The sequence below is a fragment of the Streptomyces sp. NBC_01296 genome, assembly GCF_035984415.1.
Classification (GTDB): domain Bacteria; phylum Actinomycetota; class Actinomycetes; order Streptomycetales; family Streptomycetaceae; genus Streptomyces.
Window position 1 is genome coordinate 4,161,609 of record NZ_CP130720.1, and the last position, 26,822, is coordinate 4,188,430.

22 protein-coding genes are annotated in these 26,822 nt (G+C 71.7%); 11 read left to right on the forward strand and 11 right to left on the reverse strand.

Translation table 11 applies throughout. The features are described 5' to 3' along the window. Positions 1 to 123: 123 nt before the first annotated feature. Positions 124 to 1,311, reverse strand: coding sequence for a helix-turn-helix domain-containing protein (locus tag OG299_RS18685; RefSeq protein WP_327362050.1), 1,188 nt, complete (start codon positions 1,309 to 1,311; stop codon positions 124 to 126). Positions 1,312 to 1,931: 620 nt separating this feature from the next. On the opposite strand from OG299_RS18685, the gene OG299_RS18690 reads away from it, so the two are divergent. From OG299_RS18690 to OG299_RS18740, 11 genes are all read left to right on the forward strand, one after another. Then, complete coding sequence (locus OG299_RS18690) at positions 1,932 to 2,516, forward strand: hypothetical protein (RefSeq protein WP_327362051.1); 585 nt, start codon at positions 1,932 to 1,934, stop codon at positions 2,514 to 2,516. Positions 2,517 to 3,188: 672 nt separating this feature from the next. Continuing rightward, complete coding sequence (locus OG299_RS18695; RefSeq protein ID WP_266627038.1) at positions 3,189 to 3,785, forward strand: DUF4352 domain-containing protein; 597 nt, start codon at positions 3,189 to 3,191, stop codon at positions 3,783 to 3,785. Positions 3,786 to 4,134: 349 nt separating this feature from the next. Next, positions 4,135 to 6,318 carry an asparagine synthase (glutamine-hydrolyzing) gene (asnB, locus tag OG299_RS18700; RefSeq protein ID WP_327362052.1) on the forward strand — a complete coding sequence of 728 codons (2,184 nt, stop codon included), beginning with the start codon at positions 4,135 to 4,137 and terminating at the stop codon, positions 6,316 to 6,318. Positions 6,319 to 6,412: 94 nt separating this feature from the next. Then, entirely contained in the window at positions 6,413 to 7,114 is a 702-nt protein-coding gene (locus tag OG299_RS18705; RefSeq protein ID WP_327362053.1) for a class I SAM-dependent methyltransferase, read from the forward strand. Then, positions 7,114 to 7,968: an isocitrate lyase/phosphoenolpyruvate mutase family protein gene (locus OG299_RS18710; RefSeq protein WP_266627044.1), complete on the forward strand. Its 855-nt coding sequence runs from the start codon at positions 7,114 to 7,116 to the stop codon at positions 7,966 to 7,968. Before OG299_RS18705 ends, OG299_RS18710 begins: the two co-directional genes overlap by 1 nt. After that, positions 7,965 to 9,077 carry a phosphonopyruvate decarboxylase gene (gene aepY / locus OG299_RS18715; RefSeq protein ID WP_327362054.1) on the forward strand — a complete coding sequence of 371 codons (1,113 nt, stop codon included), beginning with the start codon at positions 7,965 to 7,967 and terminating at the stop codon, positions 9,075 to 9,077. The genes OG299_RS18710 and aepY overlap by 4 nt, the downstream gene beginning before the upstream one ends. Then, on the forward strand, positions 9,074 to 9,835 hold the full coding sequence (locus OG299_RS18720; RefSeq protein WP_266627048.1) for a metallophosphoesterase: 762 nt from the start codon (positions 9,074 to 9,076) through the stop codon (positions 9,833 to 9,835). The genes aepY and OG299_RS18720 overlap by 4 nt, the downstream gene beginning before the upstream one ends. Positions 9,836 to 9,854: 19 nt before the next feature. Further along, on the forward strand, positions 9,855 to 11,204 hold the full coding sequence (locus OG299_RS18725; protein ID WP_266627050.1) for a biotin carboxylase N-terminal domain-containing protein: 1,350 nt from the start codon (positions 9,855 to 9,857) through the stop codon (positions 11,202 to 11,204). Beyond that, positions 11,205 to 12,110 (forward strand): TauD/TfdA family dioxygenase, encoded by a 906-nt coding sequence (locus OG299_RS18730; protein WP_327362055.1) that lies wholly within the window; start codon positions 11,205 to 11,207, stop codon positions 12,108 to 12,110. After that, the gene (locus OG299_RS18735) at positions 12,107 to 13,156 is read left to right on the forward strand and encodes a methyltransferase (protein WP_266627054.1); all 1,050 of its coding nucleotides are present in this window, start codon (positions 12,107 to 12,109) and stop codon (positions 13,154 to 13,156) included. Before OG299_RS18730 ends, OG299_RS18735 begins: the two co-directional genes overlap by 4 nt. Positions 13,157 to 13,208: 52 nt before the next feature. Further along, on the forward strand, positions 13,209 to 14,408 hold the full coding sequence (locus OG299_RS18740) for a GNAT family N-acetyltransferase (RefSeq protein WP_327362056.1): 1,200 nt from the start codon (positions 13,209 to 13,211) through the stop codon (positions 14,406 to 14,408). A gap of 58 nt (positions 14,409 to 14,466) precedes the next feature. Here the strand turns inward: OG299_RS18740 and OG299_RS18745 are convergent, their stop codons facing one another. The 10 genes from OG299_RS18745 to OG299_RS18790 form a co-directional block, all read right to left on the reverse strand. Beyond that, positions 14,467 to 15,690 carry an MFS transporter gene (locus tag OG299_RS18745; protein ID WP_266627058.1) on the reverse strand — a complete coding sequence of 408 codons (1,224 nt, stop codon included), beginning with the start codon at positions 15,688 to 15,690 and terminating at the stop codon, positions 14,467 to 14,469. After that, entirely contained in the window at positions 15,690 to 16,352 is a 663-nt protein-coding gene (locus OG299_RS18750; protein ID WP_266627060.1) for a thymidylate kinase, read from the reverse strand. Before OG299_RS18750 ends, OG299_RS18745 begins: the two co-directional genes overlap by 1 nt. Positions 16,353 to 16,462: 110 nt before the next feature. Next, on the reverse strand, positions 16,463 to 18,034 hold the full coding sequence (locus OG299_RS18755) for a glutamine synthetase family protein (protein WP_327362058.1): 1,572 nt from the start codon (positions 18,032 to 18,034) through the stop codon (positions 16,463 to 16,465). Further along, positions 18,031 to 19,488 (reverse strand): amidase, encoded by a 1,458-nt coding sequence (locus OG299_RS18760; protein WP_327362059.1) that lies wholly within the window; start codon positions 19,486 to 19,488, stop codon positions 18,031 to 18,033. The genes OG299_RS18755 and OG299_RS18760 overlap by 4 nt, the downstream gene beginning before the upstream one ends. Continuing rightward, positions 19,478 to 21,256, reverse strand: a complete 1,779-nt coding sequence (locus OG299_RS18765) for a hypothetical protein (RefSeq protein ID WP_327362060.1) — start codon at positions 21,254 to 21,256, stop codon at positions 19,478 to 19,480. The genes OG299_RS18760 and OG299_RS18765 overlap by 11 nt, the downstream gene beginning before the upstream one ends. 66 nt (positions 21,257 to 21,322) lie before the next feature. Further along, positions 21,323 to 21,727, reverse strand: a complete 405-nt coding sequence (locus OG299_RS18770) for a GNAT family N-acetyltransferase (RefSeq protein ID WP_266627068.1) — start codon at positions 21,725 to 21,727, stop codon at positions 21,323 to 21,325. Further along, positions 21,714 to 23,021 carry an adenylosuccinate lyase gene (purB, locus tag OG299_RS18775; protein ID WP_327362061.1) on the reverse strand — a complete coding sequence of 436 codons (1,308 nt, stop codon included), beginning with the start codon at positions 23,019 to 23,021 and terminating at the stop codon, positions 21,714 to 21,716. The genes OG299_RS18770 and purB overlap by 14 nt, the downstream gene beginning before the upstream one ends. A gap of 126 nt (positions 23,022 to 23,147) precedes the next feature. Then, complete coding sequence (locus tag OG299_RS18780; protein WP_327362062.1) at positions 23,148 to 25,193, reverse strand: AfsR/SARP family transcriptional regulator; 2,046 nt, start codon at positions 25,191 to 25,193, stop codon at positions 23,148 to 23,150. A 64-nt stretch (positions 25,194 to 25,257) separates the two neighbouring features. Next, positions 25,258 to 25,581 carry a PqqD family protein gene (locus OG299_RS18785; RefSeq protein ID WP_327362063.1) on the reverse strand — a complete coding sequence of 108 codons (324 nt, stop codon included), beginning with the start codon at positions 25,579 to 25,581 and terminating at the stop codon, positions 25,258 to 25,260. Next, complete coding sequence (locus OG299_RS18790) at positions 25,581 to 26,363, reverse strand: hypothetical protein (protein WP_266627075.1); 783 nt, start codon at positions 26,361 to 26,363, stop codon at positions 25,581 to 25,583. Before OG299_RS18790 ends, OG299_RS18785 begins: the two co-directional genes overlap by 1 nt. Positions 26,364 to 26,822 lie beyond the last annotated feature (459 nt).

Below are 26,822 nucleotides of genomic sequence, written 5' to 3' on the forward strand. Positions count from 1 at the left end.
TGGACAGCCGATCCACACGCTGTGCAGCCTCGGATAACTTCTTCCGGATCTCGTGTAGCTCCACGAGTAATCGCGCCTTGTCTGCCACCCTCACGGCAACGGCCCCCTCTCCGTCTGGGCTGATCAGCCGAGCTTCATGTGTCCGGCCAAGCGCCGGATCTCCTCCGTGCGCGCGTTCCTGTTGGCGGACCGCAGGTCGTCCACCAAGTTCCGGGCGACGGGGCGGTTGCGTACGTGCTGAGGAGCGACCCCGTCAGCGCGAACGATGGACTCCGCCGCAGCTTCGGTCTTCCCGTTCATCATCTGGCTGGCCGCCGTGCAGACCCAGAAGTGAGACTTCCGCTCGCCAGACGCGATGTTCATGACGTCGACCAGCCCCGACCGGGAAAGCACGTCCCGCGGGTGCCCGAGCTCAAGGCTGACTTCCACACTGTGGATCTCCGTGTTGACCGCATTGAACTGCGTCTGGAAGACGTTGCCATCAGCGGGTAGATCTGCCGCTATCCGTCGTGCTTCCGCGAGGTGGGATTCCGCCTCGGTGCGGTCCCAGAGTCGGGACCAGGCGACGGCGGCCCGGAGGTGCATCGCACCCCACAGAGACCGGATGCTCGCATCAGCCATGGACAGATCAGGTTCGAGGTCATCGAGAGCCCTAAGTGCCATGTCCCGCGCCGCGGCTACCTCCCCCTCGTACAGCCAGACTCCGCAGAGATCCCATCGGGCAGCTGCTCGAAGTGTCGGGGACTCGGCGCGCTCAGCCGCCACCAGCTCACGCTGAACGGCACTCCAACCAAGGTCGTGGTGACCCAGCAGGTTAGAGGAGACCCGGGCCATGTGGCTTGCACGGAGCATCAGGGCTTCTGCCCGCCGGAGGTCGTCCCCATCCGCGATGTCGCAGGCGACGATCAGGTCCCGCAGGATCTGCGGGAGCACGTCACCCAGAGCCGTGAATTTCGCGTCCTGCCGGAGCCGCTCAGCAGCAACCACCCGCGCGGCGACGTCTTCGAGTGAGGGCGGCTCGATGGCCCCGAGCAGCAGTGCACCGCCCGGCATCGTGGCTTGCTGGAGGGCAAGGCGAAGACCGGGAATCGCGGAGTGACCCGAGTCGAGTTCGGATGAGTCGTGGCGGTAGGGCTGCCCTGTCAGCTCAATGACTTCGACGCCGAGGGCTTCAGCCAGCTGCCCAAGGACGCTCATACGGTCGAGCGGCAGTCGCCCAGTCTCCACTTTCGAGACCCAGCTGACCGAGCGGTCTACAGCAGCGGCTAGCTGCGCCTGGTCCCAGCCAAGTCGGCGGCGCGCCCTTGCCACCCTTTACCCCGTGCTCAGATCCGCCCCCATGATGGGCTCCCTTCGACACTACGAAGGTACCCGTGCCACTAGGAGGCACTGTCAGGAAAAGTGCCAGTGGACACACGAAGTACCCTGAGCCATGGGCCTGTTACAGGTTTCTCTACCTCATCAAGGCACCCGCCGCGCACGCGCGGCGCGTGCGGCCCGTCGTCCGGGCCGCCGCTCCTGTCTTCGCCCCGCTCCGGCCCGGCCGCCGACCGCACGCCTAACAGCTTGGGTTGATGGGTGACGAACCCACGATGTGGCCGAGGCGGTACGCGAGTGCGGCTCAAGACGATGCCTCCGGCGGGGGCGCTCCGACTCCGGGATGGGAGGGGACCGTACGCGGGTGCCGGCCTGTGGGTTGTGTCGGTGGGGGACTCCCATCCCGTCTGCCGTCGACCCAGGCAGAGCCGAGCAGACACGGCACCGGGCGTCCAGGTCGTTCGTACAGTGGCGCGCTCCACCTGGACGCCCGGCACCGCGCCTGCTCCACGGTGTGTGGGTCGACGGCAGACGGGATGGGAGTTGAGGTGGCTGAGGTCGGGTGATGGAGTCATTCGGCGCCTAATGTCAGTACCCCGAAGCAGAATGGACTCATGAGCGATGGAGCTTCGATTGCACTGATCACTGCGTTGTCAACGCTCGCTGGCGCTGGCATCACCAGTTGGCTCAGTCTGCTAACGAATCGTCACCAGTTCCGACACCAAGAGAGGTTGACGGACAAGGAGCGAGTCGAGGCCAGGCAAGACCAATACCGTACAACACGCAAGGAAGCGTACGTACAGTTCATAAATCAGGCAGTACGGACTGCACATGCGATAAGCGCGATGGTCAAGCCGGAAGCTCGTATCTCTGAGGAGACTTACCTCAGCGCCGCCGCACAAGCCCAGGAGAGACTGGCGGAGCTGTGGCCGCTCCTGGCGCTGGTGACCATCGAAGGGCCGGCAGAGGTAGCCGACTTGGCAGACCAAGCCGCGAACGCCCTGATGACCGAAGGCGCGAAGGCTAGCAAGTTCCATCGGGCCCCTGACTCGAAGCCAGAGTTCGTCGCAGCGTCACGCGCTCGTTGGCAAGCACAGCGCGACTTCGCACGGGCTGCCCGAGACACCGTTGCCATTCCTGCGCAACAAGGCGAGAGCGAGTTGCTTGCACCGCCGCACTCTCCCGAACTTGCCGCTTAACATCGCTTCCTGCAGCGCCCTAACTGTGCCAACTGGAACGCGTACGCTTGCCGCGCCCAGGCGAGAGGTGTGCGCGCGGTCGGCGCTGACAGGTCACTCCTGGCCATCGACGAAGCCCGACCGTCGGTTAGGTCCCGGACGAGTCTCCGGGCCGCCCCCAGACAGGCCGGGGATGCAACCATTCCCTTCAGAGCTGGAACCCCCGGAAGCCGACCGCGCGCTTGAGACCATAGAGGCCGGCACTGACAACAGCCCTGCCCGTGATGGGCCGTTGAGTGGTGAGTGTCTAACTGCGTGACAACGCCGACGAACATCGGCGGACGAGTGCGGACGCCTGCGAACCATCAGCGCAGGTGACGGGCTCAGCAACCCAGGGAAGCGCCCCCACCCGAGTTGCTTCGGGACGAAGAGGTCGTGGGTTCAAATCCCGCCACCCCGACGCTGTAGTACCAGGTCAGGCCACCTACTAATGCAGTAGGTGGCCTGACCTGCTTTCTGCGTGACCGGCCGGGTGACCACACTCTTGGGTCGACCTTGAAGGTGCCACCCATGGCGGTCGCGGCGGCGGCCGATGGTTGAATGTTCGATTGTCACGGTTCGGACGTTTCCGCACCCGCGCGCACACGTCCCCATACGGTGACCGGATTCGCACCCGTCCCTGTGGGGGTTTCCATGTCTCAGCAGTTCCCGCCGCCCGGCCAGCCGCAGCCGGGGTACGGCTACCCGCCCCCGCCGCCGAAGAAGTCCGGCGCGGGGAAGATCGTCGGCTTCTCGTGTCTGGGTGTCGTGGGATTAGTCGTGCTCCTCGGCGTCATCGGGGCGGTCCTCGGCGGTGGGAGCAGTGACAAGACGGTGAAGGACGCCGCACCGCCGGCCGCTGCAACGTCCGCGCCGTCGAAGGCCCCCGAGTCCAAGCCGTCCTCCGCCGCACCTGAGAAGAAGGCTGCGGTCGATGTTGTGGCGAAGAAGGCGGAGTTCAAGAAGAGCATCATCGCGCAGGGCGACGCCTACACCAGCGTGTCCGTCACGATCACGAACAACAGCAGCAAGCCGATCGACGTGAACCCGCTCTACTTCGCGATCACCGACACGAACGGCACCAAGCACATGGCCGAACTCGGCGCCGACGAGGACCAGATCTCCACGGTGCAGCTGGCCCCCGGTGAAAACGTTACCGGTGCGATCACCGGCAAGGGCGCGTTCACAGCGAAGACGGTGACGTACACGGACGGTCTGATCGGCAAGGCGATCCGCGCCGACGTGTCCTGACGCCCCCCTTTGACGCCCCATCCCCGCGCCCGGGGGTGGGGCACTCTGCTGCCCGGGCCCGGGTGATCCGGCGCCCTGCCCACGAGGGCGCGGGCCTCGGCGCCGGGGCGCCACCCTCGCGCCACCGGGGCAACACCGGGGCGGTGGATGCTCTTCAACAGCAAATGACCACTGACGCCGAGCGGAGGTGAAAGAAATGAAGGTTTACATCAAGCCGGAGGCCAAGAAGGTCGACCAGGGCACCATCGTCGCCGCTGTCCGCTAGTAGCGACCCACATGCCACGCCTCCCGGACCGGGGGCGTGGCATGTCCGCTCCAGTCACCACGTCACAGGGGAATCGGAAGCCATATGTGCGGAATTGCAGGGTTCGCCCACACCGACGGAAGCGCCCTCGCGGGGTCGGCCGACGCGATTCTCCGCGACATGGCCCATGCGCTGCGGCCGCGCGGGCCGGACGACATGCAGTTCCACCACACCGGGCAGGCGTGCATGTCCTTCACGCGGCTCGCGCTGATCGACCCCGAGGGCGGGCGGCAGCCGTTCATCAGCGAGGACGGGAACGTCATCCTCGCGGCGAACGGCGAGATCTACAACTACCGGGAGTTGCGCAAGGGGTTCGAGGGGCGGGTTCGCTTTCGGAGTGAGTCCGACTGCGAGGTTCTGCTCCATCTGTATTTGGAGAAGGGGCTCGCCTTTCTCGACGACGTGCGGGGGATGTTCGGCATCGCCGTCATCGACCTGCGCGAGCAGCGGCTGCTGCTCGCCCGCGACCGGCTCGGCATCAAGCCGCTGTTCGTCCACCGCAACCGCGACACCGTGCTCTTCGGCTCCGAGGTCAAGGCGCTCTTCGCGCACCCCGACTGCCCGCGCGAGCTCGACTGGGCGCGCGCCCTCGCCGACCAGGGGCTCAGCGCCGCGCCCGTGATGACCGACGACGAGCCCGTGACCTGGTTCAAGGACGTGGACCACGTTCCCTCGGGGGCGATCGTCAACATCAGCCTGCAGGACGGCGCGACCCGGGTGCACCGATACTGGGAGCTGCCCGCGCCGGCCGAGGCCGACGCGCTCCCCGAGAGCTTCTTCGTGCAGAGCATGGGCGACCTGCTCGCCTCCTCCGTACGGGAGTGCCTGATCGCCGACGCCGAGATCGGCGTCTTCCTCAGCGGCGGCCTCGACTCCGCGGCCATCACCGCCCTGTCGGCGCACACCGGGCTGCACACCTTCTCCGCGCTGACCGGTGCCACCGTCGTCAACAAGGACGCGCAGTACGCCCGCGCCACCGCCGACCTGCTCGGACTGCCCAACCACCAGGTGGCCTTCGGGGCCGACCGCGTGCCCTCGCCCGATGAGTGGCGGCGCCTGCTGTGGCTGATGGAGACGCCGCAGTGCGGCCCGGAGCAGTTCTACAAGAGCGAGATGTATCGTTTCGCCCGCGCCGAGCGGCCCGAGCTCAAGGCCATCCTGCTCGGCTCCGGCGCCGACGAGTTCAGCGGCGGCTACAGCGTCGCCCTCTCCGGCGGCGGCGACTGGGAGGACTTCGAGGGCAACCTGCGGACGATGGCCCGCCGCAAGGCCCTCGGCTCGCAGTCCTCCGTCTCCGTCTGGTGGGAGGGCACCGACCTGCCGCTGCTCAGCGACGACGCCGTCGGCGCGTACGCCCCCGGCGCGGTGGACGACCCGTACGGCTCCTACCTGGCCTGGAAGTTCCGGGACATGCAGCAGTACAACTTCTGGGTCGAGGACCGCACCGCCTCCGGCAACGGCGTCGAGGCCCGCGTCCCCTTCCTGGACCACCGGATCATCGAGCTGCTGGCGACCGTGCCGCGCGCCTACCGCAAGCGGCTGTTCTGGGACAAGCAGGTGATCCGCGAGGCCGTACGGGACATCCTGCCCGCAGAGGTGATCATCCGGCCCAAGCTCGCCTTCTACGAGGGCGAGGGCGTGCGCCACACGCACCGCACCTTCACCCGGATGCTCGCGCAGAACGGCGACGAGCTCCTGGAGCAGGCCCTGTCCTCACCGCGCGCCGCCCAGTACCTCGACGGCGCGAACATCCACCGCGCCCTGCGCAGGCTGGAGCGGGACCAGAGCTCCGGGCACGTCGAACTGCTGCTGCGCGTGGTCAACCTGGGCATCCTCGACCTGATGGCCGTGGACGTCCCGGGCAGCCGGGCCCCGTCCGGGCCCGCCCCGTACGAGCTGCGCGTGACGGACTTCGAGGGCCCCGAGGTCCAGGAGCTGTTCCCGCAGGTACGGATCGAGGACACCTCGGTGTTCCGCCTCGCCGAGGGCGTGCTCGTACTCGACGACGCGGCGGAGGCGAACACCTCGTACGTCCTGGTCGACGGCGGGATCCGGTTCGTCATCGACCACCTGACCCACGCGGACTGGCTGCGGCTGCTGCGTGGATTCGACGGGCGCCGGCCGCTGTCGGAGGCGCTCGCCGCCGCCGGCTGCGAGCTCGACGCGATGCGTCCGCTGCTGGACGGATCGCTCGAGGCCGGCCTGCTGGAGACCGTCGACAGCGCCTGAAGGCGCGGCGCCGCCGCCGCGCCGTTCGGTCCCCCATTGGAAATCGGCATCCGGATGTGGATGTACGGAAGTAATCACGAGTGAGGTCACCCCGATGACAGCCCATCTCTACTGGGACGAGGTCTGGCGCACCGACAGCGGGCGCACAGGCGACTGGTCGCGGCCGCACCCGTGGGTCGTGGACGAGGCCGCCCGGCTGCAGAAGCTCGGCGCCGTGGACGTACTGGACCTCGGCTGCGGCGTCGGCCGGCACGCCGTCTGGTTCGCGGAGGCGGGGTTCACCAGCTCCGGCACCGACGCCAGCGAGGCGGCCGTCCTGGCCGCCCGGGAGGAGAGCGTCAAGCGCGGGGTGCAGGTCGGCCTCGAAGTCGGCGACTTCGGCGAACTTCCCTACGCGGACGACAGTTTCGACTACGTCCTCGCCTTCAACGTGGTCTACCACAATGACGAGGCCGGGCTCGGACGCGTACTCGACGAGGTACGGCGCGTACTGCGCCCGGGCGGCGTCTACCAGTCCACGATGCTCTCCAAGCGCAACGGCGAGTACGGGCGCGGCAACGAGGTCGGCCCCAACACCTTCCGCCAGCCCGGGGCCACCGACGACAAGGTGCACCCGCACATGTACGTGGACGCGGCCGACCTGCTGCGCCTGCACGCGGGATTCCGGCTGCTCAGCGCCACCGACGCCGAGCATGCCAAGCCCGGCTCCTTCCACTGGCACTGCGTCTTCGAGTTGCCCGGGGAGGACGTGGCCGGCACCAACCACGGCCGCTTCGCGCAGAGGGCCGGGGAATAGTGTCGAAGGCGGCGCAACTGCGCGAGTTGCTGGAGCGCAAAGAGATAGCGCGGATCGTCGGATCCAGGGACGCGCTGACGGCCCTGCTCGTCGAGGAGGCCGGCTTCGACGGCCTGTGGGCGTCGAGTTTCGAGATCTCCGCGTCCCGGGCCCTGCCCGACCTGGGCCTGCTGACCATGTCCGAGCTGCTCGAAGCCTCCTCGCACGTCAACCAGGCGACCTCGCTGCCGCTGCTGGCGGACTGCGACACCGGCTTCGGCGGCAACATCAACGTCGTCCGCACGGTCCGCCAGTTCGAGGCGGCGGACATCGGCGGCATCTGCCTCGAGGACAAGGTGTTCCCCAAGCGGAACAGCTTCCTGGGCGGCGGCCAGAACCTCGAGGACGCGGGCGAGTTCGCCGGCCGGATCCAGGCAGCCGTGCGGGCCCGGACCACCGGGGACTTCACCGTCGTCGCCCGGGTCGAGGCGCTCATCGCCGGAGCCGGGCTCGAGGAGGCGCTGCGCCGCGCCCACCTGTACGCGGACGCGGGCGCCGACGCCATCCTGATCCACTCCAAGGAGTCCACGCCCGCCGAGATCCTGGAGTTCCTCCAGGCCTGGCAGGCCCGCACGCCCGTGGTCGTCGTACCGACCACCTATCCGCACTGGGACCTCGCCGAGGCACAGGCGGCGGGCGTCTCGATGGTGATCTACGCGAACCACGCGCTGCGCGCCTCGGTCTCCGCCATGCGCGACGTCCTCGGGGAGATCCGGCTGCAGGGCGGGACCGGCGGGGTCGAGGACACCATCGCCCCGATGAAGGAGCTGTTCGGTCTCACGCAGGTCAACCGGTGGGAGGAGTGGAGCGCATGATCAGCGCCGAGTTCTTCTGTGCGGAGCTGGACCGCCGCGGGTACGGGTTCTTCAGCGGGGTGCCCTGCTCCTTCCTCAAGGGCCCGTTCGCGCTGCTGGAGCAGCGCGGCAGCTACGTACCGGCGCCCAACGAGGGCATCGCCCTGTCCATGGCCGCCGGCGCCGAGCTGGGCGGGACCAAGGCCGTGGTGCTGGCCCAGAACTCGGGGCTGGGCAACCTCCTCGACCCGCTCACCTCGCTCACCATGGCGTACGAGATCCCGCTGCTGCTCTTCGTCAGCCTGCGGGGCTGGCCGAACGCCGAGGACGACGAGCCGCACCACGCGGCCATGGGCGCCGGGACCATCGGCGTACTGGAGTCCGTCGGGGTCGCCCACGGCATCCTCGACCCGGCCGAGGAGAGCCTGGGAGGGCTCCTCGACCGCGCGGAGGAGGCCCGCCGCGAGAACCGGTCGTTCGTCGTCCTCGTACCGGCGAAGACCGTCGGCGCCCACCCGGTGCCGGCGGCCGCCTCGGACGCGCAGATGGACCGGCGGGAAGCGGTGTCCGCCATCGCCGGGCACCTGGGCGACGCGCTGGTCTACAGCACCACCGGCATGATCAGCCGGGAGCTGTTCGGGATCGTCGACAACCCGCGGAACTTCTACATGCAGGGGTCCATGGGGCACGCGATCGGGCTCGGCCTGGGCACGGCCCTGAACCGCCCCGACCAGCAGGTCGTGGTCATCGACGGCGACGGCGCGGCGGTGATGCACCTCGGCGGGCTCGCGCTCGTCGGCGAGCGGCGCCCCGCGAACCTGACCCACTTCGTGCTCGACAACGGCGCGTACGACTCCACCGGCGGCCAGCGCACCCGCGATGTGGCCATGCGCTGGGACGAGTTGGCGCTCGCGGCCGGATACCGCACGGGACGGGTCTGCCACACGGCCAAGGAAGTCACCGCGCATCTGGCCGAGATCGAGGGGGTGCCCGGTCCTCACCTGGTGGCCCTGCACATCGGCAGGGGTGGGGCCACCCCTGCGCGGGTAACGTCGGCGCACACCAACGCCGAGGTCAGGGCCCGCTTCCAGGCCGCGGCGATCGCATCCCGGAAGGACGACCAGCCGTGACCACCGTCATCGCCCACGTCAGCGATCTGCACCTGGACCTCTCGGAGCGCGCCACAGAGCGCGCGCTGACGGTCATGAACTACCTGCGCGACCTCCCCGGCCCCCTGGACGCCGTCCTGGTCTCCGGGGACATCGCCGACCACGGCACGGCGGACGAGTACGCGCAGGCCCGCAAGCTGTTCGACCTGCCGTACCCGGTGCTGGTGCTGCCCGGCAACCACGACAAGCGCGGTGCGTTCCGTACCGGCCTGCTCGACGGCAAGCCGCAGGACGAGGAGCTGAACCAGGTCGTCCGTACGCCCGGAGCCGTCTTCGTGCTGTGCGACTCGACGATCCCGGGCAGCGACGAGGGCCTGCTCAGCGACCTCACCCTGCGGTGGCTCGACGAGACGCTGACCGCCGAGGACGGCGAACTGCCCGTCTTCGTCTGCTTCCACCACCCGCCGGTCGACCTGCACACCCCGTACGTGGACCGGGTCCGCCAGTTCGGCGAGGAGCGCCTCGCGGCGGTGCTGGAACGGCACCCGCAGGTCGTGGCCCTGCTGTGCGGTCATGCGCACGTCGCCGCGGCCACGACGTTCGCGGGCCTTCCGCTGCTGGTGGCGCCCGGGGTGGCCTCGACCGTTCCGCTGCCGTTCGAGGGCCGGCCCGCCGTGGACTACGAGCTGGCCCCGGCGCTGGCGTTCCACGTGCTCGACGAGCGGCGGCGGCTGGTCACGCACTACCGGGCGCTCGGCCGGCCGCATCCCGACCACTGAGAGAAGGCTGAGAGAGGCCATGAAAAGAGTCCTGATCGCCAACCGTGGTGCGATCGCGGCCCGGGCCGTCGACACCTTCCGCACGCTGGGATGGTCACCGATCGCCGTCGTCGCCCTGTCGGACCCCCAGCGGCTGCACACGCTCGCCGCGGACGGGTGCGAGTACCTCGAGGGCGCCGGGCTCGCGGAGACGTACGACCACGTGGGCCGGATCGTCGAGGCGGCCCGGCGCTGCGGCGCCGACGCGGTCTACCCGGGCTACGGGGCTCTTGCGGAGGATCCGGAGCTGCCCCGGCAGCTCGCCGCGGCCGGGATCGCCTTCATAGGGCCGACGGCCGAGGTGCTCGAGGCGGCCCGCGACAAGGAACACGCGGTCGCCACCGCCGACCGGCTCGGCCTGCCCGTGCTGCCGCACGCGACGGGGCACCGGCAGATAGCCGAGCTGGTCAAGGAGATCGGGCTGCCCGTCATCCTCAAGCCGGTCACCGGCTGCGGCGGCCTCGGCGTGCGCATCGTGCAGACGGAGGCCGAGGCGGAGCAGGCACTCGCCCTGATCGCCGAGGACGGGGGCGCGGGCGAGGTCACGGGCGCGCACGCGGGCTCCGCCGACGGCGAGGCCGACGGCGACGGCGACGGCACCGATTGGTACGCCGAGCGGTACGTGGAGCAGGGACGGGTGGTCGGGGTCACCGTCGCCGTCGACGACGCCGGGACCGTGCACCCGCTCGGCGAACGGGAGAGCCTGCTGGTCGACGGCAGCATGAAGCTGCTGGAGGCCTCGCCGGTCTTGGGCGTGGCGCCGGAGCTGCTGGAGCGGATGCGCAGGGACACGGCCCGGCTCGTCACCGGGATGGGGCTGCGGGGCGTGGCGACGGTCGAGTTCATCGTCGGCGCCCGGGGCCACTACTTCCTGGAGGTCAACGGCCGGCTGCCGCTGGCCTACCGGATGTGCGAGGCGCAGACCGGCCTGGACGTGGTGGCCTTCCAGATGGAGCTGGCGCAGGGCGCGGTGCCCGCCCCCGGCCGCATCCGCGTCGACCGGGACACGCACTGTCTGGAGGCCCGCCTGTTCATCGATCCGGCGGCGGGCGGGGCGCCCGGCCGGATCACCGCCCTGGAGCTGGCCCCGGAGCCGGGGGTGACGTACAACTGCGCCCTCGACGTGCGCAGGCCGGTCGTGCTCGACAACATCGTCACCCAGGTCCTGGCCTGCAGTGACGGCCGCGGCGCGGCCGCCGGGGCGGTGCTCCGGGCCGTCGGGGGCAGCGGGGTTTCGGGGGTCGCGCACTGCGCGGAAGAGATAGCCGTGTGGCTGCGCGGTTCGGGACTGGTCCCGGAGCGTCTCGGCAGCCAGGCCTTGGGAGTCTGAATGAACAGCAACGATCCGTTCTCGACCGTCCGCCACCCCGTCGACCGCGCGCTGGCGACGGCCGTCGCCGAGAGCGGGGAGGACGACGTGCGCACGGGCCGGTACCGGGAGTTCGGGGAGAGCATCCGGCAGTACGTTCGGCGCCACCTCGACGCCCGGCCCGGGTACTTCGTGCTCGGCGGCCTGGACCACCTCACCGAGGAGCAGGCGCGCCGGTTCACGGTGGCGGTCTCCCGGCTGGCCGGGGACCTGCTGCCGCAGGACGGTGCGGGAGCCCTGCTGCGGGACGTACGGGACCGGGGGGTGCGGCTCGGCGAGGGTGCGACGGGCCGCTACTCGGACAGCCGGCAGGGCGGCAGCCTGCACACGGACGCGGCGCACCGGCCGGGGCGGCTTCCGGACATTTTCACGCTGTTCTGCTTCCGGCAGGCCTCCAGCGGCGGAGCGCTGGTCACGGTGCACGTGAGCGATCTGCTGGAGATCCTGCGGGCCCACCCGGAGGAGCTCGCGGCGCTGCGGCTGCCCGTCCACTTCGACACCCGGGACGACACCCCGGGGGTGCCGCTGACGACCGAGCGTCCCGTCCTGGAGTTCAGGGGCGGCCGGGAGCGCATGTACTACCTGCGGGACTACATCGAGATCGGGCACCGGCACCCGCACGTACCGCCGTTGACGCCCGAGCAGGTCAAGGCGCTGGACCTGCTGGACTCGCTGCTGGACCGGCGCGATCTGCAGACGCACGGGCGGCTGGCACCCGGCGAGATGATCTTCATCGACAACCGGTCGATCGTGCACGGCCGGACCGCGTTCGACGACGAGAAGCCGGTCGACGGCGGCCGGCTGATGCTGCGCACCTGGATCGGGCTGCCGGAACACGGCGAGGGCACGGCCGGAGCCGTCCTGTGACGCGGTTCGTCACCGCGCTCGAACGGTCCGGACTGGCCGAGTTCCTGGCCGATTTCCCCGGGGACTCGGTGGACCGCCGCCAGTGGGCCGCCGCCACCCGCGGCCTCGACGGGGAGCTGCGCGTCCTCGCCGGGTTCCTGCTGCTCGGCGAGGACGCGGCGGCCGACCGGCTGCCGCCCGCCCTCGCCGAGGCCCTGCCCGCCCTGGTCGAGAGCGGCGTCGCCGTGCGGCGCGGGGACGGGGTCCGGCTGGTCGACGTCAGCCTGTTCCGCTCCGCCGGGGTGTGGCTCTTCGCGGAGCCGCCGAGCCCCTTCCCCGTACGCCACTACTTCGGGCGGGACTCCGTCGCCCTGGCCCGGCGCACCGGCTGCCGGGCGGGGGACCGCGTCCTCGACCTCTGCTCCGGGCCGGGCTTCCAGGGGCTGGTGGCCGCGCAGCGGGGGGCCGCGGCCACGCTGGTGGAGCTGCTGCCCGAGACGGCCGAAGTGGCCCGGCTCAACGCGGAGATCAACGGGACGGGCGACCGGATCGAGGTCCTCGTCGGCGACCTGTACGACCCGCTCCCGGCCGGGGCGTACCCGTACGACCACGTCATCGCCAACATCCCCTTCCTGCCGACCCTCTCCGCCCGGGGCGAGGAGGCCGCCCACGAGGGCGGCGAGGACGGGTTCAGCATCGGCCGCCGGGTCCTCGCAGGGCTGCCCCGGCACCTGGGCAAGGGCGGCACGGCCCATCTGACCGGGCTCCTCCTCCAGGCCGGCCACGAGCTCGTCATCGACGGCGAACTGCGCGCCTGGGCCGCGGAGAACGGCTACGGCCTCACGGTCACGCTGACCGAGCGCATGGCGGTGGACGCCGACTCCGACCTCGTCCAGACGACCGTGTCGGACCACCTGGAGACCGACCCGCAGGCCGACCCCGAGGAACTCACCGCCGCCGCCGTCGGCATGTACGCCTGCCGCGGCGCGAGCGCCGCCCGGCTCGCCTATCTGCGCATCGACGAAGGAATGGCCGACTTTCGCATCCTCGACCGGGCGCCCGGGTGAAGCTGGCCTGCATGACCAGGGCATTCGATGACGATCCGGAAGGACGCACAGCGTGACGGCAGGGACGGACGGCGTGGCCGACGGTACGCAGGACCCGCAGGGGCCGGAGCTCGTCGAGCTCGCCTCGATACGCGACGCGGACGTCGACGAGTGGAACGCACTCGCCGGCGACTCCGCCCTCTACTCGAGCCACCGCTGGCTGCTCTACGGCGAGGAGCTGCACGACTCCGGCTCCCGCCATCTGGTCGCCTCCTCCGGCGGCTCGTACGTCGCCGGCCTGCCCACCCACCGCTTCACCGGGAAGGTCCCGCACTTCTACGATCCCGCCGTCCTGTTCCCCGGCGCCGCCGAGCCCGCCACGCCCGAGCGCCCGCTGCTCCTCGGCGGCACCCGCCTCGGCTACACCAGCGAGGTGATCGTCGCCCCGGGCACCGCCGGGCCGCTCGCCACGGCGGGCGTGCGCACCGTACTGGACCGCTTCCGCGCCCTGGGCGCCGCCGACGGCGGCCTGGCCGCCCTGCTCTACCTCACCGACGAGTCGGTGGAGCGGCTGCTGCCGCTGCTGGGCCCCCGGGACCAGGTGGTGATGATGGACGCGACCGCGGTCCTGCCCGTCGACCCCGACGGCCTGGAGGGGTACCGCAGGCGGTTCACCTCGCACCAGTTCACGTCCATCCGCCGGGAGATGCGCCGTTACACGGACGCGGGCTGCCGTACCGAGGTCAAGCGCCTCTCCGAGTGCCACCAGCTGCTCGGCCCGCTGTCCGCGCAGGTGCTGATCCGCTACGGCCATCCCGTCACCGACGCGAGCGAGTCGGAGCGCTTCGCCCAGCAGGCCACGCTGTTCGACGACAACTGCCGGATCCTGGCGGCCTACCGGGGCGACCGGATGGTGGGCTTCACCCAGTACTTCTTCTGGGGGGACACCATGTACGCCCGCTCGCACGGGCTGGACGACTCCATCGCCCGCGAGGCCAAGCTCTACTTCAACCTCACCTACTACGAGGCCGTGCAGTACGCGGCGGCCCACGGCTACCGCTCCGTGGACCTGAGCTGCGACGCCTTCCAGGCCAAGGTGTCCCGGGCCGCCCGCCTGCGCCCCCTGTGGGGCATCGTCCTCGACGCCCCGTGGACCGGGCCGGTCCTGGAGCGCGTACGCGCCGAGGAGAAGGCCCGGCGCACGGAGTTCGCCTCCCACGACCCGGGGATCGAGTCGCGGGTGGCACAGCTGGTGGACGCGCGCGGCCGGTAGGGGGCAAGCCCCCCAAGCCCGCACCCACCCGAAGACGGGCCCAGGCCGGCCGCGACGCTCACCCGGCCGGTCTGGGCTCCCGGTCCTTCTCCCGCAGGGTCCGGCCGCGTTCGGCGATCGCCGCCACCGGCGGCACCGCCGCTCCGGCCGTGACCATGACGGCGGCGAGCACGACCCACCCCAGCGGGCCCGCGCTCAGGCACAGCGCGTTCAGCACGGCCGGCGCCACGGCCCCGCCGATGCCGACCCCGACGGAGAACACGCCCTGGTACTCGCCCTGGGCGTGCTCGGGGGCCAGCCCGAACGACAGCGCGTACTCCCCCGCAGTGAACAGCATCTCCCCGAAGGTCAGCGCCGCCGTGCCGACCAGGATCAGCCCCATCGCCGCGTACATCGGGACGTGCGCGGCGGCGAAGACCAGCCCCATGGCCAGCGCGATGACCGGACCGCTGCGCCGCATGGCCAGCGCCCCGTCGCGCGGGGTCTCGACCCCCTTGGCGACCTTGGTCTGGAGCAGGACCACGAGCGCGCAGCTGAGTGCGAAGACCAGCGACACCGTCCAGCGCGGCGCGTCCGTGTACTCGGCGATCCACACCGGCATCAGCACGGTCATGAAGACGTCGAACATGACCAGGGTCCCCGCGAGCATGCTGACGGCGAGGAACGGGCGGTCGGCCAGGGCGTAGCGCTGCCCGCCCCCCGGCTCCCTGGGCACCGGCGGCAGGTGCGGCAGCCGGGCCACCAGCAGCGCGGCGACGAGGTACGAGACGACGTCGGCGCAGATCGCGATCACATAGGCGGTCCGGGTGTCGGCCTGCAGCGCCAGCCCGCCGAGCAGCGAGCCGGAGACCATGGCGAGGTTCTGCAGGGAGTAGATCCGGGCCCGGTACGCGACCCGGTCCTCGCCGCCGACGTACGCGATCAGCGCCCCGCTGATCGCCGGGAAGGCGCCGCGCCCCAGGGCGATCAGGGTGATCACCACGAGGAACCCGGACATGCCCTCCACCAGCAGCAGCGCGCCCGCGGCGCCCGCCTGGGCGACCAGTCCGGCGATGCCCACCTCGCGCGGCCCGAACCGGTCGGCGAGCCGGCCGACGACGGGCCCGGCGACCAGGCCCGCCAGCCCGGCCGCCGTCAGCCCCATGACGACGTTGCCGGTGGACAGGCCCACGGACCGGACGAAGAACAGGACTTGGAGGGGCGCCCAGCTGCCCGCCCCGAGGTAGCGGACGAACAGCGCGGCCGCGAGGCCGCGCCGCAGGCCCTGCCCGTCGCGGAGCATCAGTGTCCGGCCGGGGTGTCGGCGGCCGCGAGGCGGGGGTTGACCTCGACCCCCAGCTTGGGCGCGAGGAGCTTGCGCAGCTGCTGCGCCGCGGCCTCGGCCGTGTTCGCCCGTACGACGTCCCAGCCGCGCCGGTCCGCCCAGTCGAGCATGACCTCCCGGGTGGCCGTCTGGTGCGACAGGAAGCTCTCCGGCCGGCACTGCGGGTCCCGGCCGCACTCGTACGGGGTGATGTCGCCCTTCTTGCGGCGCAGCGCCTCCTCGGGCGTGACGTCGAAGAAGACGACGGTGTCCACCGGGGCCATGGCCTCGACGATCGCGTCCACGAGCGCCTGGGGGCAGCCCGCCAGCAGTTCGGTGGCGGCGTGCTTGACCCAGTAGCCGTCGAGGACGACGAGGTCCGCCTCGGCGGCGCGGGCGCGTTCCGCGGCCAGGGTGTTGAGCCAGCCGAGGAAGAGCATCCGGGCCGGGTTCGGCATCTCGGCGATGCAGACCCGCAGTTCGTCGAGGGTGGTGCCGCGCAGGAAGCGGGCCTGCGGTACCTGCGCCTCCTCGAAGACCTGCCACTTGCCCACGACGCGGAACGACAGGCCCTGGCTCTCGGCCCAGCTCTGCAGCCGCTTGACCTGGGTGCTCTTGCCCGCGCCGTCGGGTCCGTCCATCGCAACGATCACTGTTCAAATCCCTTCGGAAGGTCCGCCACGGGCCGTCGCCGTACGGAAGTCATGCGGTGGTCCCGCGGGGTCCCCACCCGTCCCCCGGCGGGCCTGCGTCAGTAGGCGCCGAAGTACTCACGGTGCTCCCATACGGTGGTCTCGCCCGGTCCGGCGGGCCCCGATGCGGCCAGCCAGTCCCCGAACCGGGACACCTCGCTGCGCTTGAGCTGCGCGAGGCAGTCGTGGAGCGGCTTGCCCAGCAGTTCCCGGGCCAGGGCGCTGCCCTCCATCGCGGCCACCGCCTCGGCCAGGTCGCGCGGCAGGGCCGCCTCCGTGGGGGCGTGCGGGTCCTGTGCGAGAGCGCCCGGCCGCAGCCCGCGCTCGATGCCGTCGAGGCCCGCGGCGAGCTGCGAGCCGAGGTAGAGGTACGGGTTGGCGCAGGGCTCGCCGAGCCGGTTCTCGAGGTGGGTGGACTCCTCGCCGGGGCCGCCGAGCACGCGGATCAGGGCGCCCCGGTTCTCGGCGCTCCACACGACCCGGTCCGGGGAGAGCGAGAACTGCTCGTCGAGCCGGCGGTACCCGTTGACGGTCGGGATGGCGAACAGCGCGATGTCCGCGGCGTGTTCGAGCAGCCCGGCGACGTAGCCGAGCCCCTCGTCCGACAGCAGGGCCGCGCCCTGCTGCGGTACGAAGGCGTTGCGGTCGGCCGCGGCGTCGAACAGCGACTGGTGCAGGTGCCAGCCGCTCGGGTCGAAGCGCTCCAGCCGGGGCAGCGACATGAAGGAGGCGTGGTGGCCGAGGCGGGCGCAGATCTGCTTGGCGACCGTGCGGAACAGCAGCATGGCGTCGGCGGCGTCGAGGCCGTCCATCGGGCTGAAGGTGAACTCCAGCTGGCCCGGGCCCGATTCGTGCTCGACGGTGCGCAGCGGCAGGCCGAGCTCGCGCAGGGCGCGCGCCAGCGGGGTGACGACGTGCATCAGGCCGTCGGTGAACGTGTCGAGGTTGAACTGGTAGCCGCTGTTGACCGGTTCGACGGCGGGCGGTTCGCCCTGCACGCCGAACCCGCCGACCGCCGCGGCGGCGGCGGCCGAGGCGGCTGCCGGGCCGTGCCCCGTGACACCGGCCAGCCGGGTCACGTACCACTCCACCTCCAGGCCCACGACGTAGCTCAGACCGCGCTCGGCGGCCCGGGCGCACTGGCGGCGCAGCACGGCGCGGCTGGAGAGCGGGTGGGCGCTGCCGTCGCGCAGGTACTCGTCGGCGATGACCCAGCCGGTGGCCGCCTCGGTGTACGGCAGCACCTTGAAGGTGAGCGGGTCGGGGACGATCAGGAAGTCGCCGGCGCCGGTCAGCTCGGGGATGCCGATGCCGCCGCCGGGCGCGAAGAAGTCGACGCCCACGGCGTGCCCGGTGTCGAAGACGAAGGGGCCGGGGCTCATGTCGATGCCGTTGCGCAGCGCCGTGCGGAAGGCGTCGACGGTCAGCGTCTTGGAGCGCATCAGCCCGTGCGGGTCGCCGAAGCCGACCCGGACGAACTCGAGCCCCGCCAGGGTCTCCTCCAGCGCGTCCGCCGCGGCCCGCTGGTCCGCGTTCCACAGGCCGTGCCGTTCGACGAAGCCGACGCTGCCGGTGGCGAAGCGGGCGTAGCGGCGCTCGCCGGCTTCCCGCGCGGTGGTGGGCTTCGTCATGTCGGTTCCCCTTCGGTTTCCGGGCGTTGTGCGGTGAGTGCTGCGTACCGGTGGTGCCAGGGGCGCGCCTGCTCCACCTGGTACGCGGCGGCCAGGACCCGCAGGTCCTCGTGGCGCCCGCCCACCAGCTGCAGGCCGACGGGCAGGCCCCCCGGCGAGCGTCCCGCCGGGACGGACACCGCGGGCTGGCCGGTCAGGTTGAAGGTGTAGGCCTCGGGCGCCCACGCCAGCCAGGACAGGGCGCCCTTGCGCACCGGGTCCGGCGGCTCGTGGAGCTCGGCGGCGAACGGCTCGATGGCCACGGTCGGCATGGCCAGCAGGTCGTACCGCTCCATCAGGGCCTGGCTGCGGGCCCGCAGCACGGCACGCGCCTCGTACGCCCGGGCCAGCCGGGCGGCGCTCAGCCCGCGCCCGTACCGGATGACCTCGAGGCGGCCGGGGTCGAGGCGGTCTGCGACCTCGTCCAGGTCGCGGGCGTGGCCGGCCGCCTCCCAGCCCGCCAGGATCGTCTCCAGCGCCGGGTACGGGTCCTCGAACGGCGGCGGGATCTCCTCGACCGTGTGCCCCCGGGCGGCCAGCGCCTCGACCGCCCGCCGGGCGGCGGCCGCGATGCCGGGCTGCGGCGCGGGATCGCCGAGCGAGGGGATCCAGCCGATGCGCAGCCGCGGGAGCCGCCCGGCCGCGGCCTCCGGGTCCCCGGTCGGCTCGCCGGGGACCCCGAAGGACAGCGGATCGCCCGCGTCGTAGCCGGACATCACCTGCGTGAGCAGGGCCGCGTCGGCCACCGTCCGGGTCAGCGGCCCCAGATGGGACAGCTCCTCCGGGCTCTGCGGCACGTACGGGATCCGGCCCAGCGAGGGCTTGAACCCGACGACCCCGCAGAACGACGCGGGGATGCGGATCGACCCGGCGCCGTCGGTGCCGGTGGCGCCCACGCCGATGCCCACGGCCACCGAGGCGGCCGCACCGGCGCTCGAGCCGCCGGGGGTGCGGGCGGGATCCCACGGATTGCGCGTCGGCCCCTGCAGCCGGTTCACCCCGGCCGCGCTCCACCCGCCCTCGGTGGTGTTGGTCTTGCCGATGACCACCGCCCCCGCGGCCCGCAGCCGGGCCACGGCCGGAGCGTCGCGGTCGGGCACGGCGTCGGCGTGCAGCAGGGAGCCGCGGGTGGTCCGGATGCCCTCCGTCGGGGTCAGGTCCTTGACCGAGACGGGCATGCCGAGCAGCGGCCGGTCCTCCCAGACGGCCTTGCCGTACCGGTGGAGCAGCCGGTCCGCGGCCGCGGCCTCGGCCGTGGCGCGCTCGCGGGCGAGGGTGAGGAAGGCCCCGATCCGCGGCTCCCACCGGTCCAGCTGCGCGAAGGTGGCGGCCAGGTGCTCCGAGGGCAGCAGGCTGCCGTCCCCGTACGCCGCGCGGAGGGTGCGGATGTCGGCGTACTGCAGGTCAGCCGCCATGGAAGGTCCGGTACCAGCTGTTGTCGAAGTCGCCGACCTCCAGGCCCCGGTCGGCGGCCGCCTGGTGCAGCAGCGCCTGGACCCGGCCCGTCACCATGGCCGCCCGCAGGTGGGGCAGCTCGAACTCGGCGCCGGAGGTGCGCAGCAGCCGCAGGTCGTACAGGCCGGGGCGGTACGCGCCCTCCAGCACGATGCCGAGCGGGACGCGCAGGGCGTGCCGGACGCCGAAGGCGACGTGCCCGGTGTGGTGCTGGTCGGACCAGTTGGTGATGTCGGCCGTCATCGGCGCGAAGAACCAGTCGTCGCGGCCCGGGGACTCCTCGGTCCAGGACATGCTGTGCGGCAGGTAGTGCCAGGTGTTGTAGCGCATCCGCGCGCTGTACGCGGAGAGGGTCTTGGCGAGGCCGTCCCGGTCGTCGGTGAACTTCCGCGCGAAGGCGGCGCCGGGCGCGACGCAGCAGTAGAAGTCGCGGGTGGCCAGGGCCATCCGGTCCGCGGCCGGGTGGTCGCTGTGCAGCACGGCGACGCTCTTGGGGCCGCGGCCCATCACGACGTCGCAGTCCAGGGCGTCGGCCAGCGTCTCGAAGAACCGGTGGAGGAACCCCTCGTACGCGCTGGTGAACCCGGCGGGTGGGGCCAGCCGTACGACGCGCTCCACGACCTCCTCGGCGTACGCCCGCACCGTCTCGGACGAGGCCGCGACGGGGAAGTGCCGGCCCGCGGCGCCGGAGAGCAGGCCCGCCACCGGCGCCGGGAGCTCGTCCCAGCCGAGCGGCTCGGCCATGATCCGCTCCCGTTTGTGCAGGGAGGCGCCGTTGATCTCGCGGTAGAACACGGCGCCGCGGCGTAACAGCTCCGCCCGCCCGCCGGCGCAGGCGGCGGCCAGGGCGTCGAGCGCGGCGCCCGTCGGCTCGCCGGCGAGGTCCGGGAGCTGCGCCCCGTACGCCTCGATGCGCTCGCGGAGGAAGTCCGCCAGCCGGTCCGGGGCCAGCTGCACCCCGTTGAACTCCTCGGCCCGGACCGGGGAGCCCGAGCCGATGAGCGCGTGCATGCACACGAGGAAGGTGGCGTCCTCGGGCGACCAGCGCGCGGCCGGGGTCTCCCGGAGCACGGTGAGCACGGACCCTTCGGCCCCGGGGGCCATCGAACGCCCGGGCAGATTGCTGAACTTGCCGAGGTTGCTGTAGAAGCGGTCGCCGACGTACAGCAGCACGGGGGCCATGTGGACCAGCGCGTGCGCGACGGCGTCGATCCGCTCCCGCACCGACTCGGCTTCCTGCTGCGCGAGCCAGCGGTGGATCTCCTCGAACTGCAGCCGCTGGACGTCCTGGGCCAGGGCCCACAGCCTGCCCAGGGATTCGGGCCGGGACTGCCACTTGAGGGTGCCGAGCGGCTCGCCCTCCGGCGTCCCGGCGGGCTGCGTACCGGCCGGGACGATGCGCAGCCGCCCGGTCCCGGTCAGCATCAGCAGGTCACCGGCGCCGCTGTCGGCCCCGGTGCCGGCTTCGGACGGGGCCGGGGCGCCGGCCCCGTCCTCGGCTTCGGGGCCGCCGGTCGGGGCGAAACCGGCGACCTGGGACTCGGCGATCTCCGTGTACACGCGCTCACCGAGCCCCATGGCCGCTCGGCCGACCTGCTCGGGGACCATCCCGTCGAGGGTGGCCGCTATCCGTATCGCGTCGGCGGCCAGGGCGCAGGCACGGGCCCGCTCGGCGGCCGCCTTGACCTGGGCATCGAATCCGGGCGTCTTCAGCTGCATTGTCGTCACCTACGGAACGTCATTCGACGGCGGTTCGGGATCGGGGCGGGACGGCCGACCCCGCGGGGCCCGGCTTCAGCCGAGCGCATCGAGGGTCCATGCGGACTCGTGGCGGGTGAACCCGATGTGGGGGTAGTACGCGACGGCGCCCGGCGCCGAGAGCAGCACGAGCTTGGCCTGCGGCGCGGCTTCCCGGGTGGCCCGGATCAGGTCCCGGCCCACGCCCCGGCGCTGGAACTCGGCGTCCACGGCGATGTCGCTCAGGTACGTGACGTACGAGCCGTCGGTGATCGAGCGCGCGATGCCGATGAGCCGGCCGTCGAGGCGGGCCGTGATCACGAGGTTGGCACCGGCGAGCATCCGGGTGAACCGTTCGACGTCCTCGACGGGACGGCGCTCGCCGAGGGTGGACGCACGGTAGAGGGCGGTGACTTCGGTGACGTCGAGGCTGGCACCGACGACGGGCTCACACTTCCACATGGTCTTGCAGCTCCTTGCTCAGTTCGATCAGTCGGGACTTCAGGTGGTCGCGGTTGCCGAGGAAGCGCCGCGGGTCCATTTGTTCACCGGTGACGGCGACCCCGCGGGAGGCGAGGCCCTCGGCGAGGCTCGTACCGGTCTCCCACGCCTCGGTGGCCGCGGCCTGGACCAGCCGGTAGGCCTCCTCGCGGTCCCGTCCCCGGTCGACCAGGTCCAGGAACACCTCGGAGCTGTAGACCAGGCCGCGGGTGGCGTCGATGTTGCGCGCCATCCGCTCGGGGAACACCCGCAGCCCGCGCAGCAGCCCGGCGGCCGAGACGAGCTGGTAGTGGGCCACGGTCAGGCTGTCGGGCAGGATGACGCGCTCCACGGAGGAGTGCGCGAGGTCCCGCTCGTGCCACAGCGCGACGTTCTCGTAGGCCGCCCCGGCGTGGGAGCGCAGGATCCGGGCGAGGCCGCACAGCCGCTCGCTCGTCGTCGGGTTGCGCTTGTGCGGCATCGCGCTCGACCCCTGGTAGGCGCTGGTCCGCGGCTCGTCGACCTCCCCGACCTCGGTGCGCTGGAGCATCCGCATCTCGAGGGCGAACTGCTCGACGACCGCCCCCGTCACCGCGAGCGCGGAGAGCAGCTCGGCGTGCCGGTCGCGCGCCACCACCTGCGTCGGCATCGGCTCGACGCCGAGCCCGAGTTGCCCGCAGACCCACTCCTCGACGTACGGGGAGATGTGCGCGTACGTGCCCACGGGACCGGAGAGGGTGCCGACGGCGACGGCGGCGCGGGCCGCGGTCAGCCGGGCGAGGCTGCGGTGGAGGGCGAAGGCGTGCACGGCGAGCTTCTGCCCGAAGGTGGTGGGCTCGGCGTGGATGCCGTGGGTGCGGGCGATGCACGCCGTGTCCCAGTGCTCCAGGGCGCGCTCCACGAGCAGTTCGGCGAACGTGCGGGCGGCGTTCAGCACGAGGTCGCAACTGCGCGCCAGGATGTGCCCCAGTGAGGTGTCGACGAGGTCGTAGCTCGTCATCCCGTGGTGCACCCACCGCGCGGAAGCGGCCGGCATCGTCTCGGTGTAGGCCGCGAGGAACGCGAGGATCTCGTGGTCGCGGGTGAGCTCCAGCTCCCGGATGCGGGCGACGGCGGGGACGGGGGCGCGGCGGATGTCGTCCAGGCTGCCCTGGTCCACGACGCCCAGTTCGACCTGGGCCGTGGTCGCGAGCACTTCGACGCGCGTCCAGGTCTCGTACTTGTGCTCCTCGGTCCAGAGCTCGGCCATCTCCGGAGTGGAATAGCGTTCGATCAACGTCGGTTCTCCTCGGATCTCCCCGTGGGCCGGGAACCAGGGGCGGGCTGACACGCCTCGGGCGGCACGGCGGGGGACGGGACGTGGGGGGTGTGGGGATCGTGGCGTGTCGTGCAGTCGTGGGGCTCAGGCGGTGAAGCCGAGCTCCGGTGGCAGGGCGGCGGCGGGAACGCCGGGGGATCCGGCGCGCCCGGCCGGTCCGGTCGCGGGCGCGGTGGCCCGCAGCGGGACCAGTGCTCCGGCCGGCCTCGTGTACCAGGCGGCCAGCGCGTTCTGCACCGCGCCGTGCCGGCTCTGCATCGAGTCCACGTCGAACGTGAGCTCCCGCGCGTACAGCCGGACCAGCGGGTGGTACGAGAAGCGCACCCCGCTGCCTTTGACGAAGTCGGCGTCGAGCAGGTGCTGTGCGGTGAGCCGCTCGAGGGCCTCCTCGGCACGGTCGTCCGGCAGCCCCAGCGCGGCCGCGGCCACCCGTACCGGGAACGAGGCCATCTCCAGCAGGCTGAGCAGCCGGAACGCCCGCCGCTCCGGGGCGTCCAGGGCGGCGTAGCCGACCGCCAGGCTCTCGCGGACGCCGAGGTCGCCGACCACCAGCTCGTCGAGCCTCCTGCGGTCCGACTCCAGCCGCCGGGCGAGCGTCTCCAGGCGCCAGTGCGGCCGCTCCAGCAGCCGCGCGCCGACGATCCGGATGGCCAGCGGCAACCGCCCGCAGTACCGCACCAGGTCCTGCGCGGCACCCTCCTCGGCCGCCACCCGCTCGCGGCCGATGATCCGGGCCAGGATCTCGCGGGACTCCTCCGCGGACAGCAGCCCCAGGCGTACGTGCCGGGTGCCGCCCAGGGTGGACAGCATCTCCAGGCTGGTCACCACGGCCGCGCAGGTCGGCGAGGCCGGAAGCAGCGGCCGTACCTGGGCCTCGTCGCGCGCCCCGTCCAGCACGATCAGCACCCGCCGGTGGGAGAGCAGCCCCCGGTACAGCGCCACCAGTTCGGCGAACTCCGCGGGCACCGCGCCGGGGGCGACCCCGAGTGCGCGCACCAGCTCGCCGAGCACGTCCGCCGGCTCGCGGAAGCCGTCCCCGCGCTGGAGCTCGACGTACAGCTGGCCGTCGGGGAAGACGGGGCTGACGGCGTGGGCGACCCGGACCGCCATGGTGGTCTTGCCGACCCCGGCGGCCCCGTACAGGTTGAGCGTCTGCGGGACGGTGCGCTCCGCGCCGTCCCGGGAGACGTCCCGCAGCCGCTGGATCAGCTCGGCCTCGATGCCGGGCCGGGCGAACTCCGCGAGGCGCGGCGGGAGGGTGTACGGGGCGGCCGCACGCCCGGCGGCGCCGACGACCGGGCGCGGGCCCGTGCCCCTGCCGGAGCTGCCTTCGCCGCTGCCGCCGCCGCTGCCGGGCGCGGCGAAGGCGCGCGGCGCCCGATCCCCGTCGGACGACCGGGCGGGCCCGGTGAGGATCTGCCGGTGGGCGGCGCGGAGTTCCTCGCCGGGTTCCACGCCGAGTTCCTCCGACAACAGGCGCCGGGCCTCCTGGTACGTGGTGAGGGCCTCGCCCTGGCGGCCCGCCTTGTACAGGGCCGTCATCAGGCGGCCCCACGCGCTTTCCCTGAAGGGGTGTTCGGATACGAGGGCCCTGAGCCGGGGCAAGACCTCGGCGCAGCGCCCCACCGCCATTTCGGCGTCGGCCCAGCTTTCCGTGGCATTCAGCCAGCGTTCAAGCAAGGCTGCACCGTCGCCCTGGTGGAGGTATTCCGAGGGGATGTCGACGAGCGGGGTCCCCTTGGTCTGCTCCAACGCCGACCGGAACAGCCGGGCGCGTTCCGCCGGTTCGGTGCAGAGTTCCGCCTCGTGCAGGAGGAGATTGAACCGGTCGAGGTCGAGCCGCTCCCCCTCGATCGCGATCGCATAGCCGGAGGCCCGGCTGACGACCACGTCGGCGCCCAGCACCTTGCGCAGGCGGGCGATGTACCCCTGGAGCGTCTTGCGTGCGGTCAGCGGGGGTTCGCCGCCCCACAGCTGCTGGATGAGCTCCTCCGCGGTGAGGGTGCGGTTGGCGCGGAGCAGCAGGGCCGCCAGCACGACCCGGTGTTTCGCCTGCGGAATCTCTAATAACTCACCGTTCCGCCGAACGGTCAGCGGACCGAATACATCGAACTGGAGATCGTCCAGCATGTGATGCCCCCGAAATTTCAAACCCACGGGCAAATGTGCAGGAGGCGGTGGCCCCTTGTGGAATTCAGCTCCGAGAATCGCCTTGCGCAATGTTCACGACATCGTGCTGCGCGAGTTCCGTGAAGAGCTCGACAATGTCCTGCACCACGGATTCCTGATCGATCTCGTATTCCTCGGCGATCAGCGCGGCGATATCGCTCACGGTGCGCTTTCCGTCGATCTGCCGCCAGATGTGGGCGGCGGACGCGGTCAGCTCGAAGAAGTGCTCGTACCCGCCGACCACCGTCGTGCCCCGGTGGTTGCGGATCTTCACGTTCAGCGGCAGCGAGGCCACCGACCCGGGCCCCACCTGCAGGTCCTTGTCGGCGGGCGTTTCGTCGAGCGGCATCAGACCGACACCTCCATGGAGATCCGCTGGCAGACGGCGATGGTCTCCTCGACCCACTTCTGCGGGTTGTCGGGGTCGAAGGAGCGCATCGTCTCGATGGCCCAGTACGCGTCGAACGGCAGCAGCGCGGGGTTCAGGATCTCCATCCGCCGGGCCCGCCACTTCGGCCACAGGCTGCCGAACTGGCCCAGGCTCGCCTGGAGCGCGTCGACGGCGTGGTTGAAGGCGTTCTTGGTCGCGATGACCGCGCTGTGCAGGTCGCCCCGGGCGATCTGGCCGGCCGCGTCCTCGGTGTAACTGTCGGCCTGCTTGAGCGAGTTCACGATCAGCACCGACCGGTGGGCCGAGGCCGCGAGCCGCTCGCGGGTGGCCGTCAGCCAGGCGCCGTCGTCGGCTGCGGCGGCGTACGGGAGCCGCTCCAGCATGGCGATCTCGTGGTAGCTGAGGGTGCGCCAGGTGCCCTGGTCGTCGGCGAACTGCTCCTGGGCGACCTTCGAGAGGACCTGCTCGAGCTGGGACGAGGTCCAGTACTCGATGTCCCAGCGGCGGCCGTCGACGAACGTGCCCTCGTACTGGAGCGTGTTCGGTTCGAGCGCGACGTGGTTGGTCTCGTCGATCGTGCTGATCCAGACGTCCTTGGTGACCACGTGGACGTCGAGGTCGCTGGTGGGGTTGCCCCAGCCTCTGATCAGGGAGCCGCTCGCGAACACCGTCTCGTACTCGTCCGGGAGCAGGTTGCGGCTCCCTAACGCAGCGATTACCCCGGAGGTGTCATACGTCATGAGGCACGGCCCTTCCCCGTCTCGGCCCGCCGCGACCGAGATCATCGGCCGGCGGCGCGCTCTGGTTCCACTTGGGTCGCCGCCACGGAGTCCGAACGGGCGGCGCGCCTCGGAAAGGTGATCTCCGATCCCGAGGCCAATTCCGGCACACCCGAAAAATCGGCTGGCCATTTTTGGACTCTAGCAATGATCGTTAACGCCGCGGCAGTCCGAATGATGCGACGTCAGTCACATTACACAACTCTTGAACTTCCTTGCAGGCCAGCATATTGACGCCTCTTCAGATGCGTCCAGAAGCAACTCGTGGCGAGAATTGGGCTTTACATTGCAGGAGCCATGAGGTCTGTAAGGAGAGCATCAGGAATGGGTTACGGGCCCGACGACCGGCCGCAATCCACGGGCGGACGGCGATCCCGGCAGGCCCCGGCCGCAGCCCCGGCCACAGCGGCCGCGCCGCGG

Coding starts and splice junctions, on each gene's coding strand:
- OG299_RS18780 (WP_327362062.1), bottom strand. CDS start 25,193: ATGCTGGACGATCTCCAGTTCGATGTATTCGGTCCGCTGACCGTTCGG.
- OG299_RS18725 (WP_266627050.1), top strand. CDS start 9,855: ATGAAAAGAGTCCTGATCGCCAACCGTGGTGCGATCGCGGCCCGGGCC.
- OG299_RS18770 (WP_266627068.1), bottom strand. CDS start 21,727: ATGTGGAAGTGTGAGCCCGTCGTCGGTGCCAGCCTCGACGTCACCGAA.
- OG299_RS18760 (WP_327362059.1), bottom strand. CDS start 19,488: ATGGCGGCTGACCTGCAGTACGCCGACATCCGCACCCTCCGCGCGGCG.
- OG299_RS18785 (WP_327362063.1), bottom strand. CDS start 25,581: ATGCCGCTCGACGAAACGCCCGCCGACAAGGACCTGCAGGTGGGGCCC.
- aepY (WP_327362054.1), top strand. CDS start 7,965: ATGATCAGCGCCGAGTTCTTCTGTGCGGAGCTGGACCGCCGCGGGTAC.
- OG299_RS18730 (WP_327362055.1), top strand. CDS start 11,205: ATGAACAGCAACGATCCGTTCTCGACCGTCCGCCACCCCGTCGACCGC.
- OG299_RS18695 (WP_266627038.1), top strand. CDS start 3,189: ATGTCTCAGCAGTTCCCGCCGCCCGGCCAGCCGCAGCCGGGGTACGGC.
- OG299_RS18745 (WP_266627058.1), bottom strand. CDS start 15,690: ATGCTCCGCGACGGGCAGGGCCTGCGGCGCGGCCTCGCGGCCGCGCTG.
- OG299_RS18755 (WP_327362058.1), bottom strand. CDS start 18,034: ATGACGAAGCCCACCACCGCGCGGGAAGCCGGCGAGCGCCGCTACGCC.
- OG299_RS18750 (WP_266627060.1), bottom strand. CDS start 16,352: ATGGACGGACCCGACGGCGCGGGCAAGAGCACCCAGGTCAAGCGGCTG.
- OG299_RS18690 (WP_327362051.1), top strand. CDS start 1,932: ATGAGCGATGGAGCTTCGATTGCACTGATCACTGCGTTGTCAACGCTC.
- asnB (WP_327362052.1), top strand. CDS start 4,135: ATGTGCGGAATTGCAGGGTTCGCCCACACCGACGGAAGCGCCCTCGCG.
- OG299_RS18705 (WP_327362053.1), top strand. CDS start 6,413: ATGACAGCCCATCTCTACTGGGACGAGGTCTGGCGCACCGACAGCGGG.
- OG299_RS18790 (WP_266627075.1), bottom strand. CDS start 26,363: ATGACGTATGACACCTCCGGGGTAATCGCTGCGTTAGGGAGCCGCAAC.